Here is a 15746-nt window from a genome sequence, read left to right as displayed (position 1 = left end):
AACATGGCAACAGGCACTGCGGCACTGCTCTCCGTACCGGACGGCACCGAGGTGGTGTCCACCAGGGCCGAGGCCGACGCGATGCCCTTACCCCCACTGCTCATCCTCGATGCGGTGACGGAATTTCTGGACGCCCACAACCTTGGCTCGGGGCCGCTGTCCTGGGCGCAAATCGGTGACGGGCAGTCGAACATTACGTACCGCATCCAGCGCGGCAGCGACGTGTTCGTACTCCGGCGCGGCCCGCGCCCCCCGCTGCCGCCCTCCACGCACGACATGGTCCGAGAAGCACGGATCCAGCAGATCCTGAAGACCCGCGGCGTTCCCGTCCCGGCCATCCTCGCGGTGTGCGAGGACGAATCAGTCCTCGGTGTGCCGTTCTACGTCATGACGTATCTGGACGGCCTCGTTATTACCAACACCATCCCGGCGGCTTTGGGCTCTGCGGAACAGCGGCTGGCAACCAGCAACGCCGTCGTCGACACCCTGGTGCAGCTGCACCAGGTGGACGTGACGTCGGGCGACCTTGCCTCGTTTGGCCGCCCGGAGGGCTACCTGCGCCGACAGGTGGAGCGGTTTTCCGCTCTGTGGGACATCAACACCACGCGTTCCCTTCCCGACGTCGCCCTTCTGGGCCGGTGGCTGGCCGACAACCTGCCGGACAGCCAGCAGGCGTCCGTTCTCCACGGCGATTACCGCCCCGGAAACCTGATGTTCCACCGCGGCGCACCGGCGCGGGTGGCCGCCGTCCTGGACTGGGAAATGGCCGCCGTAGGCGACCCGCTCGCAGACCTGGGCTACCTGACGGCTACCTACGCCGAGCCGGGCAGCCCGCCGAGTCCGCTGGAACTGACCGCCGTCACCCGCAGCCCGGGGTATCTGCGGCGCGATGACGTTATTGCGCGGTACCAGTCGCAGACCGGCCTGTCGCTCGATGCCCTCCCCTGGTATCAGGCCCTGGCCCTGTGGAAGGCATCGATTTTCTGCGAAGCCATCTACACCCGGTGGCTCAAGGGCGAGCGGCCCCACGACACACTGTTCGCCCCGTCCATGGAGGCCGGCGTGCCGCAGCTCCTGGCCCAGGCCCGGGTGTTCGCGGGCCTGTCCCCCGCCGCCGGCTAGGGGACGATGACCGCACGCCCGATGATGCTGTTGTTTTTCAATTTCTCGTATGCCTTGGGCGCATCGTCCAGGGAATAGACCTCGGTGTGCACGTTGATCCCGCTGGAGCGGGCCAGATCGAGAACTTCAATCAGTTCCGGCCGGCTTCCCCAGTACGGCGAGCGGATCGTGGCCTCCAAAGCTCCGGACATGAACCCTACGGGAAGCACCCCGGCGCCGACCCCGAGCAGCACCTGGTCGCCCTGTGTGCGGATCATGGCTTTGCCCAGATCCATCGTGGCCTGGTTCGCCACAAAGTCGAACACCGCGTTGACCCCCTCGCCGTGGGTCAGGTCCCGCACCAGATCCACGGTCCCGGGTTCGGAGGGGAATGTGTACTGCGCACCCACGTCCGAGGCAAGGTTCAGCTTGTCCTCGCTGATGTCGAGCGCCACGACTGTCGCCGGAGTCATGGCCCGCAGGAGCTGGACGGCGACATGTCCCAGGCCGCCGACGCCGATGACCACGCAGGTGGCACCGGCATGCAGCTTGTCCAGGGATCCTTTGATCCCGTGGTACGGGGTGAGGCCCGCATCCGTCAGCGACACGTTCTGCACGGGATCGAGGTCCCCCAGCGGCACCAGGTGCCTGGGGTCGTCCACGATCATGTATTCGGCCATCGCTCCGGGCGCTCCCAGGCCCGGAGGCATGATGCCGAACTTGGCCGCATTCGTGCAGTAGTTTTCGCTCCCCTTGGAGCACTCATAACAACGGCCGCAGCCCCAGGGGCCGTACACCGCCACGGAAGTTCCCAGCTCCAGGTGCTCCACGCCGTCGCCCAGCTTATCCACCAGCCCTGCGCCCTCATGCCCCAAAGTCAGCGGGACTCCGTACACGTACTGGTCCTCGGGAAGACTCATGATGAACTCATCCGAATGGCAGACGCCTGCGGCGGTCACCTTGATGCGGACCTGCCCGGGCCCGGGCTCCGGAGTGTCAATCTCGACTACTTCCGGCGGGGCACCAATCGTGCGGTACTGAAGGGCCTTCATGGCAAACTCCTGCTCTCCGTGCCGGAGACACTGGTCCGACCGGTGTGGGTGGATGGCTGTGGCGCTTTAATCGTTGCACTCATCAGTTGGTTGCACAGCCCCCGCACCACCTGCCCGGCTTCCGGACTGCGGGGTTGGCTGGGCTACGGGGCTGGCTGGACTACGGGGCTGGCGGAGCGGGAGGCTCCGGCTTTGGGGCCGCAGGGCACGGGCATCAGCCAAACAGGGCCGCCGCCCGGGAGAGGGTCTGGAAGACGCCGTACCCCAGCGGCACGCCCACCAGCAGCCAGCTCACCGCTACCCGTACATTCGTGGATTTTTTCATTTGTGCTCATCCTCCAATTCGGTTGCGGTCTCCGGATCGGTTTTTGCCTGCGGTTCGTGGTGCTTCGCGTCAACCGGGCGGACCAGCAGGTTGGCGATAAAACCGATGACCAGGAGGGCGACCATTGTCAGCAGCGCCGGCTGATATGCGCCGGCGTCCAGTTCGCCGGGAGTTCCCTGGGCATCCAGGAAGGAGTTCACGATCAGCGGCCCGGCAATGCCGGCGGCGGACCAGGCCGTCAGCAGGCGGCCGTGAATGGCGCCCACCTGATAGGTGCCGAAGAGGTCCCGCAGATAGGCCGGCACCGTGGCGAAGCCTCCGCCGTAAAACGACAGGATCACGAAGGCCAGCAGGACGTAAAGGATTGTTGAGACGTTTCCGAACAGAGCCAGCATCAGATACAGCACCGCTCCGGCGCCCAGGTAGACCATGTAGATGCGTTTGCGGCCGATCACGTCCGAGGTCGCGGACCAGACAAAGCGTCCGCCCATGTTGCCGATCGAGAGCAGCCCCACGAAGCCGCCGGCCACCGCGGCGCTGACCAGGGAGACGCCGTCGGGCTGGCGGAAGAAGTCCTGGATCATCGGCGCGGCCTGTTCCAGGATGCCGATGCCCGCCGTCACGTTGCAGAAAAGGACAATCCACACCAGCCAGAACTGACGGGTCTTAATGGCGTTGGCAGCCGAGACGTGATTGGTAGTGACCAGGGATTTGCTTGCCACTGCGGCCGGATCGAATCCCTCGGGGTGCCAGCCGTCCGCAGGAACCCTAATGGTCCATGCGCCATAGAGCATATAAACGAGATAGACCGCTGCGAGAGTGAGGAACAGCTTGCCCACTGCCTGTCCTGCCTCGCCTCCCGCGGTGCCAAAGTCGGGATCGTAGAAGGTCAGCAGCGCCGAGGAGAGCGGGCTGGCGATCAGCGCACCGCCGCCGAAGCCCATGATGGCCATTCCGGTGGCCAGGCCGGGCCGGTCGGGGAACCACTTGATCAGGGTGGAGACCGGAGAAATGTACCCGATGCCGAGTCCGATGCCGCCAATTACTCCGTAGCCGAGGTAAAGGAGCCATAGCTGGTCGGTGAAAATTCCGGCGGCGCCAACAAGGAAGCCGCCCGTCCAGAAAACCGCGGAAACAAACATCGCTTTGCGCGGGCCGTTGCGGTCCACCCAGGTTCCCATGACCGCGGCAGAGAGACCCAGCATCACGATGGCGACCGAAAAAATGATGCCGATCTGCGTGAGGCTGGCGTCAAAATGTTCCACCAGTGCGTTCTTGTACACGCTCGTGGCATAGACCTGGCCGATACAGAGGTGGACCGCCAATGCTGCGGGCGGGATTAGCCAGCGGTTGAAACCGGGCGGTGCGATGGTGTTTTCACGGTCAAGCCAGCTCATCCATAACTCCCTGGTCCATGGTGAAGCGCCTGCAAACTGCCATTGCCGCCAGCATTCACCATGGCGCCGCAGTCGTCATCCGGACACGCCGGGGCCATTAACTGAATTTCGCCGCGACCGCAACCTACTCGCGGGTAACTTATTTTCTAAAATCCTTGCTTTGTTACCGACCAGTAAGTTAGATGTAACAGACATCACACTTATGTCGGGGGAATTCGTCATCAGAGCAGAGGCGCTTTCGGTCCGGCACCACTGAGAGCGGGAGCCCACCGGCGCCCCTCGCACCCAGCCGGTCGCGGGACCGGACTATGACCAGAAAAAGGAATTTCAATGACGAGTTCTCCGTCCGGCCGGGCTGGATCCCGGCCGCATACTCTCCTGACAGCTCTTCTAGCTTTGTTCCTCATACTCCTTCTCGCCTTTTTTGTTCTTTTCAGCAGCCGCGTTGCAGCCGGAGCCAGCCAGCTCAGCGAGGGCGCCACGAAGGCGTCCACAGGCGCGGGTGACCTGAGGGACGGGGCGGCCAAGGCCCGCGACGGCGCGGACAAGGTTGCGGCCGGCAGCGAAAAGGTCGACGCCGGAGCGAACACGCTGGCCAAGGGCATTGCCTCCGCCAAAACCGGTGCGACATCGCTGAAGGACGGCGCGGTTTCCCTGGACGAGGGCGCCTTGAAGCTGCAGACCGGCGCCGATTCCGCATCCGAGGGTGCGCTCAAACTCGCCACCGGTGCAGGAACGGCCAATGCCGGTGCCGGTCAGCTTGCCACCGGCGGCATCCAGCTCCGCGACGGGGCAGTGCGGGCCTCCGACGGCGCCGGCCAGCTTGCTGTCGGCTCCGGGGACTTGAACACGGGCGCGCTGAGTGCCGCCGAAGGTGCCAAGACACTGAACGCCGGTGCGGGACAGCTTAACGACGGAGGACTGGCCCTTCGGAACGGTGCCGATCAAATCGCCGGCGGAGCGAAGGAGCTGAACGACGGCGGTCTCAAGCTCCGGGACGGCTCGAAGGCTGCCAACGAGGGCGCCGGCAAGCTTGCCGCTGGTGCCGGAGTACTGCGGTCCGGAGCCAATGATGCGAAAGCCGGAGCGGACTTGCTGAACACCGGAGCCGGAAGCGCCAAGACCGGCGCCGATCAGATCTCTGCCGGAGCAGGCGAGCTTGCTGTCGGAGCGAAAGGGCTCAACGACGGCAGCACTGCTCTTGCCGCGGGCGCCCAGAACGCCGACGCCGGAGCCCAGCAGATTGCCGCCGGAACCGGTGAGCTGAAGACCGGCGCCGACACGGCGAACGCTGGAGCATCACAGGTAGCCGCCGGTGCTGCCGGCGTAAATGCCGGCGTCTCCAAGCTGGCCAAGGGTGCCGGAGACCTTCGGATCGGTGCTGCCACGCTTCACGAGGGGACCGGAGCTGCAGTTCAGGGCACCAAGGACCTCGTGGCCGGCGCCAACCGGGTCAACGCCGGTGCCGAGCAGCTGGGGGACGGCGTCAACGATGCTGCTGCCGGCTCTGCTGAACTCGCCACCGGTGCACGGAACCTCTCGAACGGCATCAATGCCCTGGTCAACGGCGGGCCGCAGCTTTCAGAGGGGGCTTTGGCGCTTTCCGCCGGAATTCCACTGGTAAACGGTGGCGCAGCCGGGCTTACCCTGGGCGCCGACACGGTGGCCACGGGTGCAGGAAATGCTTCAGCGGCCGCTGCCGACATGGTGGCAAAGCTGCAGGCGCTGCAGAATGACGCCGCGGCCCTCACCGATGCTGAACTCCAGGAACGCCTTGCCGCCGTCACGGCGCAGGCCGTCGGCACCAGAGACGGTGTAGACACCATCGCTGCAGGAGCCACGAACTTCAGCAACAGCTACAACACCCAGCTCAAGGACGGGCTGGAAACCGTCCGGGCCGGCGCTGTCACTGCCGGCGCCGGGGCAACAGCCCTTGCCGCAGGCGTCCCGTTGGTCAAGGACGGCGGTGTGCAGGTTGCTGACGGAGCAGAAGCACTCAACGGTGGAATCCTGACGATCAAGGCCGGTTTCGACGGTCAGGGAACTGCTGAAGAACCGGGTCTGCGCAACGGTGCGGCAGGAGTTGCCGGCGGTGCCGCAGCTCTTGCAGAAGGAGCCCTGAAACTTCAGGGCGGCGCCCAGCAGGTCCTGGACGGAACGGGCAGCCTGGAGAGCGGAATTGGCGAACTGGCTGCCGGAACCGGCGCCTTGGAAACCGGCTCCAGCACTCTGGCGGCCGGCAATGAAAAGCTCGCCACCGGTGCCGGAGACCTGAAGACCGGTGCTGCGACCCTGGCCGCAGGCACCCCGGCTCTTGCCGCCGGCGCCGACCAGATTGCCGCAGGTGCAGGAAAGCTCAACGCCGGAGCGGGAGAACTTTCCACCGGCGCATCGGATCTGTCCACCGGTCTCGCTACGCTGCGTGCCGGAGCCGGAGATCTGGCCAAGGGCAACGGGGCCATCGCCGAAGGCGCCGGGCAGCTCAACACCGGAGCCTCCGAATTGGCCACCGGCACACAGGCACTGGAAATTGGTGCCGGCCAGCTGGCAACCGGAGCGGGAACGCTCAACACCGGAGCGGTGACTCTCTCTGCGGGAGCCGGAGAGCTTTCCGCCGGGCTCGGTACACTGCGTGCCGGTGCGGGAACCCTGGCCACGGGCAATACCGCCATCGCCGAAGGCGCCGGCAAGCTCAACGCAGGTGCCTCCGAATTGGCTGCCAAGACTCCCGATCTGGTAACCGGTGCAGCAAAGCTTGCCACCGGCGCCCAGACGCTCTCCACCGGCCTCGGCACGCTGGAAGCCGGAGCAGCAACCCTCGCGGACGGAAATGACCAGCTCGCGACCGGTGCCACCACACTGTCGGAAGGCACCAGCAAACTCGTCACTGGCAGCGGCAGCCTTGCCGAAGGCGTCGTGAAGCTCGACGACGGCGGCAAGACGCTCACCACCGGAACCAGTGACCTGAAGGAAGGTGCAACGGAGCTGGCCGACGGCAACAAGAAGCTGGCCGAAGGCACCGAGACGCTCGACGGCGGCAACGGGGAAATCTCCGAAGGTGCAGACACCATGCGGGCCAGCACCTCGGCCATGACTCCCGGTGAGATTGTCACTTCTCCGAAGGTCCTGGCAGTGCTCATCCCGCTGCTCCTTCTGATGGTTCCCCTGGTCATGCTGATCAGCGGGCGCTCACGCAGGACGCAGTACTAGCCGGCAGCGGCACCAGCAGCAAAGATGAAGGGCGGAACCGCAGCAGCGGTTCCGCCCTTCATCTTTACTGCTCTTCATCGACACGGAGGGCCGGCGTTTCCTCAGCAGTTAAGTGTTCCTCCCGGTCCGCCCGTTCCCATGGTCCGCCGTACCAAAAGGGATGGGTTGCAGACGCAGGTGCAGGGCTCCGCTGTCCAGGGTCTCGGATTCAATGAGGCGGAACCCCGACGGAGCGGCCCCCATATCAAAGAGGCGCTTGCCCCCTCCGACCACTACGGGAAATACGAGCAGCCGGTATTCATCCACCAGCCCTGCGTCGTGCAGTGCACGGGCAAGCCGGTAGCTGCCGTGGACCTGCACTTCCCCGCGGCGTCCCCTGAGCCCCGCAACGGCCGACAACAGGTCCCCCGCCAACACCTTGGTGTTATGCCACGTCGGGCTAACCACAGTCGACGACACCAGATACTTGGGTAAGTGGTTGAAGGCGTAAGCCACGGGATCGTCCGGATCTGTGACAAGTTCCCAAAAGGGTTGCAGCATCTCATACGTGCCCCGCCCGAGAAGCAGCGAGTCGCCCTTTGCAAACCACCCGGTGACCGTTTGGCTCACGTCCGTCGTCATATGCGGCACCAGCCATCCGCCGCGCTCGAACCCGCCGGACATGTCCTCGTCTGCGGAACCCGGAGCCTGCATCACCCCGTCCAGGCTCAGGAACATATTGAGGGATAGTGTCATGGCGCCAATTTACGCCGCCGGGCAGGCGGGCGATATGCGTCTACCCGGTTTTGGGCACCGGATGCTGCGGGCCGGAATCAGCTCCAGGTGTGGGGAGCCGGACGGCGCGTGCTCGGCAGGGCGCCGTCCTCCCGCCACTGTCGAATCCACTCGGGCAGCTCGAGGTCCGCCGGCGGCTGGACGCCTGCAGCCTTAAAGATCTCCTCGTTGCTCACCGGGCCCTTCTTGGAAACGAAGCGCGCGGCGATGTACGCGCGGGCGTAGATCTCGCCGTCGGCCACCATCCGCTGCTCGATGTAGCTGGCCCGCTCGTCGAAGCCGATGACCTTGGTTTCGATCGTGTAGCGCTGGCCCAGTTCGAGCGATTTGCGGAAGCTGATGGTCTCATTGCCCACTACCGGGTTCCAGCCGTTCCGGCGCATTGCCGCCCAGAAACCGCTGCGAACCATGAGGTCGAACCGACCCAGATCCATCAGCGACAGATACATCCCGTTGTTGAGGTGCATGGCGATGTCGATGTCTGTGGGGAGCACCCGCATGGGCAGCGACGAAGTGTCGAAAAAACCGATTTTGGGTCGCCGGCGGGAGCGGAAGAGGACCAGGAGGGTACGAAGGAGAAGGTGCATGGACGCTATATTACTGGTCGGTAACTTAGATGTCCTGCAGTGTTACAGGCTCCCGGCAATGGCGGAGCAGTAGCGCGGTAAGAATGGCCCGTTGGGGTGCGCGTCTCCACCGTGTGTCCGCCGATTGGCCTTGCTGCTGCAGGTTCGACGGCAGGGAGGGCGTCGACGGTGCGTGTGGTCCAGCCGGGCGCTTCCTTGGCCTGGTTGCAGGCCTCGCAGAGCCCTTGGAGGTTCTCGATGCTGGTTGTCCCGCCGTCACGGACGGGGCGGACATGGTCATAGTGCCGGATCGGTGCCCCGCACCACGGCATCCGGCAGGTCTGGTCACGGGCGGCGATGAACCGGGCCATGCCCTCGGGCACCAGCCTGGCTCTGGAGTCCATGGCCACCAGCTGGTGGCTGGTGGGAGCGGCGTAGAGCCGCCGGAGCCAGGTTCTGGCGGTCTTGTCCGGAGGCGCGTCATCAGGTACGTCATCCGCACCTGCCCTGTTCCGGACCAGGTCCCGGGCGAACTGCGCCGGAACCACCCCGTAGCCGGGCAGGACAGCCGGTTCCGCAGATCCGGCCAGCAGGGCCCGGTCCGTCATGATCAGCTGCACCTCAACCCGGACATCCTCCGCCCGAGCCTGCCCGGTGGTGCGTTCCACGAACGTATCGGCCATGATCTGACCCTTCGACCGGGGATCCCCGCTTGCCCGGAGCCTGTCCGCTTCCCGCGTCAGGGCCGCATACACGCCCACCCCCTGGGCGACCGGCAGCAGGGCCGTCACCCACGTCATGGTGTCCGGTGCAGGCCGGCAGGACACAAACCGCTCCGAGACCGCATGCGCAGCCCGTTTCACGACTGCATGGGGGTCCATTGAGTAGGACAGGGACTTGATCTTCGCGATCAGCTGCCGGTCCCCGAGCTGCTCCAACTCACCCGGATCCCCGGCAACCAGCTCATCAACACGCTGCCGGTCGGCCAGGGACAGACACGCGGTCTCCCGGACCAGGATCGTGGCCCGGTATTCACTGATCACCCCGATCGTGAGGGCGTGGAGCGTATGGGGCATTTCCGCGGTGAGGATTCGTGCCAGCCCCAGCAGCCGGGTCCCGCGGTTGGGTGACTCGCGGCGGGCGAAGCCGATCTGGGCACCGACGCCCTTGCCGAGCTGGTCTGCTTTCAGTCCCGCGGCTGCCTGCGCCTGCCGAGTCACCGCGTCAAAGAGAGCCGTTGCCCTGGCCTGGGCCGCGGACGCTGCTGCCTTCAGTTCCTCCAGCGCCCGGATCTGATCAATCAGCCCGGCAAGCAGCGCACTTTCTGCTGCGGCGGGCTCCCCGTGATTGCTGGGACGGATAAATCCGGACGCAGAGTCAGGGGTTTCTGCTGCCAACCGCTCGGCGGCGATCTGACCTCTTGGGACTTTGGGGACCAAGGGGAAAGAGCCCGAAGGTCGCGAGCTTCTGGGATTCTCCTGAGGTCCGTACATGTGTTCTATTTTATGTGCTGTGGGCCGCAAAAGTATTGCATTCCGCAAAAAACGACATACGGGACTATTCCCACTAAGTACTCGAGTAATTCAGCCCAATTCATTGGCCCTTGCAGATACCTGCCAGAAGATTACGAAAAGTTCGAGGTGCCGGAACACAGGCCCCTCTCTGCCTAGTCTCAGGAAGCCTCGTCTTCGCCCGTTGAAGGCTGCACTATTCCTCCACCCGTGCCGCGCATCCACAGGACAACATCCATTGCACGGAGCGTGGAAACCGGATGGGGCAGCTCGGCACGGCGCTGCACCTCATTCAAGTGCATGGTGAGCGCGCAATTATCTTCGGTGAGCGCCTGGTGCCAGTCGATCCACTGAGTCTGGGAGTTCTTCAATTCAGTCTCTCGCTTCACCACTGAGTCCCAGATCGGAATCAACCGTGGCCGCTTGCGGGCCAGCAGTTTGCTGGCTTTGGTCGGACCTACGCCCCAACCCTTGCCGTTCAACTGATCCTTTCCACGCAGGAGGTCCCACAGTTGCCAAGCAGGACTTTCTTCCCCGAGTACGGCTTTGAAGTCATCGTGGCTGACATCAACCAAGTCCAGGTCGACTGGAATAGCCGAGAGCAGTGCAGTGACATCCTCCCTGCGATCCCCCAGAATGCCAATGACTGCCTTCGGGGAAAAACGAACGGAGAGAAATGATGCGGCGAGCAGATCGTCCGCCGTGAGGGTGTTGCAAATACTGGCGGCATCACCGCCACCACCCCATGTATCAAAGCGAGCTCCGCTCCGGAGTCCGCTCTTTGCATGCTGCGGTTCGGTGTAGTAACTCCGCAGAAGAAGAACGGCATTATCAATCTGGTCTTTAGTGAGTATTTCCGGAATTCGCACGGCGCTCCCCCAGTAATGTAGGGCAGCGGCGCTCCCCATTTCGCTGATGGTACAGACCCAAACCTCACTGGCGACGTTTTGTGATCGAATTCAGTAATTCGGCCTACCTAATGCTCACCTTTCCCGGCATATTCGGGAAGCAAGTAGTCGACGCCCTGCAGGTGCAGCAGCAATTGCAGGGCAACCACCCAAACTAGTTAGGATGATCCTAAGCACTTTGGGTGGCCGCGCTTTGCAGCCTGCGAAGGACTGCGCGCTATTTGGCCACCCGAAGGACCCCCACGTCCCGTAACGGAGCACCGAAATGTCACAGCACCCCCGAAAGACGCAGCGCGCCCATCAGTCCACTCCGATCTGGCGCGGAGCAGCAGCCCTGGGGTTGATCGGTGCCCTCGTCGGTTGTGCAGGCCAGGCCGCCCCGGCAACTTCCCCGGAGAACGGAACGGAGAATGACACTCAGAGCACGGCCGCGAAAAACACCGCCGACATCACCGCCGAAAAGGTTCTTCAGGTCAGCGAGGTCCACCCGGAAACGGGCATGACCCTGTTGGAAGGACCAACCTTCGGCCCCGACGGCGGCCTGTTCGTCGTCGATGTCACCGCGCCCCCCGGAGATCCGAAAGTCCACAAGATCGACGTCGAGGAAGGGACCGCCGAAGGGATTTACACCGACGACACCGGCGTCTACACCTCGGCGCAGTTCAGCCCGCAGGACGGCCGGCTGTACCTGACGGACTTCCTCGGCGGAAAGGTCACCAGCATCACCGCCGAAGGCACCGATCCGCAGACATTCTTCGCGGGCAACGTCGAGGGAACCCCGATGAAGCTCGATGATCTGGCCTTCGACGAGGACGGCCATCTTTTCCTCAGCGACACCACCGGACATGACGGGCCGGCAGAAGAGGCACAGGGCAGGATTGTGCGGATCGACAAGGACACCGCCGAAACGACTGTCCTGGCGAAGGATCTTCCCGCACCCAACGGAATCTCCTTCACCGAGGACTTCAAGGGGCTCTGGGTCAGCCAGTACTCTGACAACCGCATCGACTACCTCGGCCTGAACGAGGACCGGACCGGTGTTGCAAACTCCCATCCGGGTGTCCATTTCAGCGGCGGCAAGAGCCAGATCGATTCCAACGCCGTGGACGCCGACGGAAACATCTACCAGGCGGTGCACGGCCAGCCGAGCATCTTCGTCTACAGCCCGGAGGGCAGGCACATCGGCACGGTCTCGGTTCCGGCCGACGACGCCGAGGGCTTGTCATCGGCCACCAACGTGGCGATTAAGCCCGGCACCACCGAGGCCTACCTGACGGTCAGCGGCGCGGACGGCGGCTTCGTCTACTCGTTCGAGGCGCTGGGCACCGGCATCCGCCAGTCCAACGGCGGCTAAGCACCGAACCGCCGCACAGGTTCCCACCCTCTGTTGCCTGCTGGTGCTGCCGGGGCCACACCTGCCACAAGGGCAACGAAGAGTGGGAACCGGTGCACGGAAGGCCTCGGGATCCCCTAGAGCAACCGTCGCGCTGCCCCGGTGGTACCGGAATGGGAGGCTGCGCAGTTCAAGCTGGAGGAGCAGATGGAGGCAGAGCACCGTGCGAGGCGAACACGACGTCGGGAGGAACTCCGGAAGCGAAGGAGCCGGCCGCCCGCAGCTAGCCCTTTTTCAGCGCAGCGCGCACTGCCTTCCAGGCACCGGTGGACCACAGCGCCCAGATCACGAGCAGCGGCTGGAAGAACAGCCGCACCAGGCGGGCACGGTCAGTATCGAGCCCGAAAGCGTCGGTGTGGGTGACGTACTGGGAAATATTGCCCGGGAAAATGGCAACAAAGAACGCTGCAGCAGCCAGGCCCACCGGAACCCGGCGCCTGCGCAGCAGGATCAGTGCTGCCCCGAGGCTGAGCTCGGCTACCCCTGAAAGCAGCACGACGACGTCGGGGTCCACCGGAACCCAGCCCGGCACCTGGGCCTGGAATTCCTCCCGCGCAAAGGTCAGGTGCGAGGTGCCGGCAAAGGCCAGGAACGAACCCAGCGCGATGGCGCCCAGCCGCCGGCGCTTCGAGGTGGGCGGAGCGGGCCGGGCTGCTGCAGTTATCAGGTTCGCGATAGGCATGGGCACAGACTACGTCAACCGGTTGTACGCCAGCTGGGCCAGCGCAGCAGCCTGGTCGCCCAGCACCGAATCATCGAAAACCACCCGTGGAGAGTGGTTCCAGGCCACGGTTTCCGGATCCAGGTCCGGCGGCGTCGCTCCCAGGAAAATGAAGGTGCCGGGAACTTCATTGAGGACCAGGGAAAAATCCTCGGAGCCCATCAACGGATCACGGGACTCGAGCACCCTGTCTTCGCCGAACATTTCCCGCAGCCCGGTGATCGCTTCACGGGTTCGGCCGGCGTCATTGCTGGTCACCGGATACCGCACGGTGAAGTCCACGTCCACGCTGCACCCGTGGGCGGCAGCAATGCCTTCGGCGAGCGTCTTGGATTCCACCACCACCCGGTCCAGCGATTCCTCGGACAGCGTGCGGACGGAGGCGCCCAGGCTGGCGGTGTCCGGAATGACATTGATGGCTTCGCCCGCGCGGAGCTGGGTCACGGTGAGCACAATCGGGTCGAAGGCGGAGAACCGCCGGGTGGCCATGGTCTGCAGCGCGGTGGCAATTTCGGTGAGGGCAGGAACGGGGTCGACGGCGGTTTGCGGCTGGGAGCTGTGGCCGCCGGATCCCTTCACGGTGATCCGCAGTTCATTGGCACCGGCCATCAGCGTGCCCGGCTTCGTCCGGAAAACACCCAGCGGACCGGGGCGCACATGGATCCCGTAGGCGGCGACGGGACGTTCCCCCGCGGCGTCGAGTACCCCTTCATCGAGCATCAGACTGGCGCCGTCGTGGCCTTCCTCCCCCGGCTGAAACATGAAGATGACGCTGCCGGAAAGGTCTTCCTGCTGCGCGCTGAGCAGTCTGGCCGCGCCCACCAACCCGGCCACGTGCAGGTCATGGCCGCAGGCATGCATGTTGCCGTTGGTGGAGGCATAGTCCAGATCGGTCAGTTCAAGGACCGGCAGGGCATCCATGTCTCCGCGCAGCAGCACGGCCGGGCCCGGCTCGGCACCGCGGAGCACTGCCACCACGGAGGTCGACTTCACGCCGAGCGTGATCTCCAGCCCCAGCCCCTCCAACGCCGCGAGGATCTTCTCCTGCGTGCGGGGCAGGTCATTCCCCGTTTCCGGGTCGGAGTGAAGGGCGCGCCGCAGCGCCACCAGTTCAGGGAGAATCGCCTGTGCTTCGTCAACAAACATGCGTGCAGTCCTGTCGTCAGCGCGGTTTTCGGCCGCCGCCTGGCTGCCGTGTCAGTACCTTGAAGTAAATCACTCCTTCCCCTCCTGCGGCACCCGGTCATCCCTGCGGCGGAGCCGGCAGTGCACACCGGCTCCTAGACTGGCTGCATGATCGAAACCCCCGCCCTCGGCTCCGACACCCGGGACTCCCGGCCCCGCAGTCTTTTCCGGCCGCGTTTCCCCGGCGTCCGGCCGGAACAAAACGGCGAAGACTGGGAGCGGCCCGGGCCCACGCGGGAGCAGCTGCGCCGGGACCTGATCGGCACCGCCGTCGTGCTGCTGCTCAGCGCGGTGGCGCTCGAGAGCGTCCGCGGCGTCGGGTCCATGGGCGCGGAGGACCGCCCGATCTGGCTCCAGCACCTGGTAATGGCGCTGATGGTGCTGCCGCTGGCCGTGCGGCGCCGCTTTCCGGTCACCGTCCTGCTCATATCATCGGCGCTCTTCCTGGTACTGGGCATGTACATGCCCCTTCTCGCCGTCCAGCTCACCTTCCAGGGCGCGTACTTTGCCGCCATATATTCGGGCGTGGCCTGGGCCCGGAACCGCCGCCTGCTGCGTCTGGCCCTGGTGCTGGTGATAGCGGCAATGGCCCTGTGGCTGCTGCTGTCCTTCACCGTCTCCAACTCTTACGAGTCTCTCCTGCGGGAAGTCCAGGAGCAGGAAAACCCGTCCCGCGGCCTGCTCCCGCCGCTGGCTTCCTATGCCATCTACACCTTCCTCCTTAATGCCGCTTATTTCGGCGGAGCGATCCTCTTTGGCATCACCTCCTGGCGCAGCGCGCATCAGCGGGAGCAGCTTGCCCAGCAGTCGGCCCAGCTTGAGGAGCAGGCCACGGAGCTGGCCCGGCAGGCCGTGATCGATGAACGCCTGCGCATCGCCCGCGAACTGCACGACGTCGTCGCCCACCACATTGCGGTGATTGGCATTCAGGCCGGAGCCGCACGCCGGGTTCTGGAGAAGAAGCCCGCCGCCACCGCCGGCGCCCTGCAGACAATCGAGGCCTCGTCCCGGGAAGCAGTGGCCCAGATGCGGTCGCTGCTGGGCGTGCTGCGGGGCGGACAGGAAACGGCCACCGACTCCGACGGCGGCGCACAGCGGCATCCGGAGCCAGGGCTGTCTGACCTCCCCGCGCTGGTCGCCGAACATGACGCAATGGGACTGCGCGTTTCCTTTCATGAAGCACAGGATCCGCATTCGGTTCTTGACCGCATCCCTGCGCCGCTGGGCCTGTCCATTTACCGGACGGTGCAGGAATCACTCGCCAATGTGCGGCGGCATTCCACGGCAGGTTCAGCGGTGGTGGCGCTGCGCACCGGCCGGTCGGAGAACGGCGAGTGGGTGGAAGTCGAGACGGTCGACGACGGCCGGCCGCGGGCGGGAAGCACTGCCGGCTCGGGCTTCGGCCTCCGGGGAATCCGCGAACGAGCGGCGCTGCACGGGGGAACTGCCGAAATTGGCCCCCGGGCAGGCGGGGGCTGGCGGGTCCGCGTCCGCTTTCCCGTGCGCTGAGCGCTCCCTCTGTTTCCGCGGCTTTACCGGTACGGTAATGGCGGGGCCGGTGGGACCTCAGCCGGTGCCGAGGGGCTTTCCTTGCGCGAAAGGG

The 15746-nt window shown here is 65.0% G+C and carries 13 protein-coding genes; 4 read left to right on the top strand and 9 right to left on the bottom strand.

All coding sequences use genetic code 11. The features are described 5' to 3' along the window. The first annotated feature begins 3 nt into the window (after positions 1-3). Positions 4-1122, top strand: a complete 1119-nt coding sequence (locus WKB88_RS13780; RefSeq protein ID WP_341395129.1) for a phosphotransferase family protein — start codon at positions 4-6, stop codon at positions 1120-1122. On the opposite strand, the gene WKB88_RS13775 is transcribed toward WKB88_RS13780, so the two are convergent. The 3 genes from WKB88_RS13775 to WKB88_RS13770 all read right to left on the bottom strand — a co-directional run bounded on the left by WKB88_RS13775 (position 1119) and on the right by WKB88_RS13770 (position 3875). Next, entirely contained in the window at positions 1119-2153 is a 1035-nt protein-coding gene (locus WKB88_RS13775; RefSeq protein ID WP_341395128.1) for an NAD(P)-dependent alcohol dehydrogenase, read from the bottom strand. The genes WKB88_RS13780 and WKB88_RS13775 overlap by 4 nt on opposite strands. A 214-nt stretch (positions 2154-2367) precedes the next feature. Next, a complete protein-coding gene (locus WKB88_RS18245; protein ID WP_445818925.1) occupies positions 2368-2478 on the bottom strand; it encodes an MFS transporter small subunit in 111 nt (36 codons plus the stop codon). Further along, positions 2475-3875, bottom strand: a complete 1401-nt coding sequence (locus tag WKB88_RS13770; RefSeq protein WP_341395127.1) for an OFA family MFS transporter — start codon at positions 3873-3875, stop codon at positions 2475-2477. Before WKB88_RS13770 ends, WKB88_RS18245 begins: the two co-directional genes overlap by 4 nt. 396 nt (positions 3876-4271) lie before the next feature. Here WKB88_RS13770 and WKB88_RS13765 point away from each other — a divergent pair, with 396 nt between their 5' ends. Beyond that, complete coding sequence (locus WKB88_RS13765; protein ID WP_341395126.1) at positions 4272-7085, top strand: beta strand repeat-containing protein; 2814 nt, start codon at positions 4272-4274, stop codon at positions 7083-7085. Positions 7086-7193: 108 nt separating this feature from the next. Here WKB88_RS13765 and WKB88_RS13760 read toward each other — a convergent pair whose 3' ends face one another. The 4 genes from WKB88_RS13760 to WKB88_RS13745 all read right to left on the bottom strand — a co-directional run bounded on the left by WKB88_RS13760 (position 7194) and on the right by WKB88_RS13745 (position 10805). Next, positions 7194-7820: a dihydrofolate reductase family protein gene (locus tag WKB88_RS13760; RefSeq protein ID WP_341395125.1), complete on the bottom strand. Its 627-nt coding sequence runs from the start codon at positions 7818-7820 to the stop codon at positions 7194-7196. A 77-nt stretch (positions 7821-7897) separates the two neighbouring features. Continuing rightward, a complete protein-coding gene (locus WKB88_RS13755) occupies positions 7898-8446 on the bottom strand; it encodes an acyl-CoA thioesterase (protein WP_341395124.1) in 549 nt (182 codons plus the stop codon). Between the two features lie 5 nt (positions 8447-8451). After that, positions 8452-9822 carry an HNH endonuclease gene (locus WKB88_RS13750; protein ID WP_341395123.1) on the bottom strand — a complete coding sequence of 457 codons (1371 nt, stop codon included), beginning with the start codon at positions 9820-9822 and terminating at the stop codon, positions 8452-8454. 275 nt (positions 9823-10097) lie between these two features. Then, complete coding sequence (locus WKB88_RS13745; RefSeq protein ID WP_341395122.1) at positions 10098-10805, bottom strand: DUF6308 family protein; 708 nt, start codon at positions 10803-10805, stop codon at positions 10098-10100. A 304-nt stretch (positions 10806-11109) separates the two neighbouring features. Between WKB88_RS13745 and WKB88_RS13740 the strand changes: the two genes are divergently transcribed. After that, positions 11110-12198, top strand: coding sequence for an SMP-30/gluconolactonase/LRE family protein (locus WKB88_RS13740; protein ID WP_341395121.1), 1089 nt, complete (start codon positions 11110-11112; stop codon positions 12196-12198). Positions 12199-12460: 262 nt separating this feature from the next. Here WKB88_RS13740 and WKB88_RS13735 read toward each other — a convergent pair whose 3' ends face one another. Next, complete coding sequence (locus WKB88_RS13735; protein ID WP_341395120.1) at positions 12461-12919, bottom strand: DoxX family protein; 459 nt, start codon at positions 12917-12919, stop codon at positions 12461-12463. A 9-nt stretch (positions 12920-12928) separates the two neighbouring features. Then, positions 12929-14104 (bottom strand): M20 metallopeptidase family protein, encoded by a 1176-nt coding sequence (locus WKB88_RS13730; protein ID WP_341395119.1) that lies wholly within the window; start codon positions 14102-14104, stop codon positions 12929-12931. 147 nt (positions 14105-14251) lie between these two features. Between WKB88_RS13730 and WKB88_RS13725 the strand changes: the two genes are divergently transcribed. Beyond that, positions 14252-15652, top strand: a complete 1401-nt coding sequence (locus WKB88_RS13725; RefSeq protein WP_341395118.1) for a sensor histidine kinase — start codon at positions 14252-14254, stop codon at positions 15650-15652. Positions 15653-15746: the final 94 nt, after the last annotated feature.

It is taken from the genome of Arthrobacter sp. G119Y2 (assembly GCF_038069765.1).
In the GTDB taxonomy this organism is placed as follows: Bacteria; Actinomycetota; Actinomycetes; order Actinomycetales; family Micrococcaceae; genus Arthrobacter_B.
The sequence above is the reverse complement of the archived record's forward strand: the minus strand, read 5'-3'. Positions and strand labels throughout refer to the sequence as shown.

What these genes read in the sequence shown, in the direction of transcription:
- WKB88_RS13780 (WP_341395129.1), top strand. Translation starts at nt 4, where the DNA reads ATGGCAACAGGCACTGCGGCACTGCTCTCCGTACCGGACGGCACCGAG.
- WKB88_RS13775 (WP_341395128.1), bottom strand. Translation starts at nt 2,153, where the DNA reads ATGAAGGCCCTTCAGTACCGCACGATTGGTGCCCCGCCGGAAGTAGTC.
- WKB88_RS18245 (WP_445818925.1), bottom strand. Translation starts at nt 2,478, where the DNA reads ATGAAAAAATCCACGAATGTACGGGTAGCGGTGAGCTGGCTGCTGGTG.
- WKB88_RS13770 (WP_341395127.1), bottom strand. Translation starts at nt 3,875, where the DNA reads ATGAGCTGGCTTGACCGTGAAAACACCATCGCACCGCCCGGTTTCAAC.
- WKB88_RS13760 (WP_341395125.1), bottom strand. Translation starts at nt 7,820, where the DNA reads ATGACACTATCCCTCAATATGTTCCTGAGCCTGGACGGGGTGATGCAG.
- WKB88_RS13755 (WP_341395124.1), bottom strand. Translation starts at nt 8,446, where the DNA reads ATGCACCTTCTCCTTCGTACCCTCCTGGTCCTCTTCCGCTCCCGCCGG.
- WKB88_RS13740 (WP_341395121.1), top strand. Translation starts at nt 11,110, where the DNA reads ATGTCACAGCACCCCCGAAAGACGCAGCGCGCCCATCAGTCCACTCCG.
- WKB88_RS13735 (WP_341395120.1), bottom strand. Translation starts at nt 12,919, where the DNA reads ATGCCTATCGCGAACCTGATAACTGCAGCAGCCCGGCCCGCTCCGCCC.
- WKB88_RS13730 (WP_341395119.1), bottom strand. Translation starts at nt 14,104, where the DNA reads ATGTTTGTTGACGAAGCACAGGCGATTCTCCCTGAACTGGTGGCGCTG.
- WKB88_RS13725 (WP_341395118.1), top strand. Translation starts at nt 14,252, where the DNA reads ATGATCGAAACCCCCGCCCTCGGCTCCGACACCCGGGACTCCCGGCCC.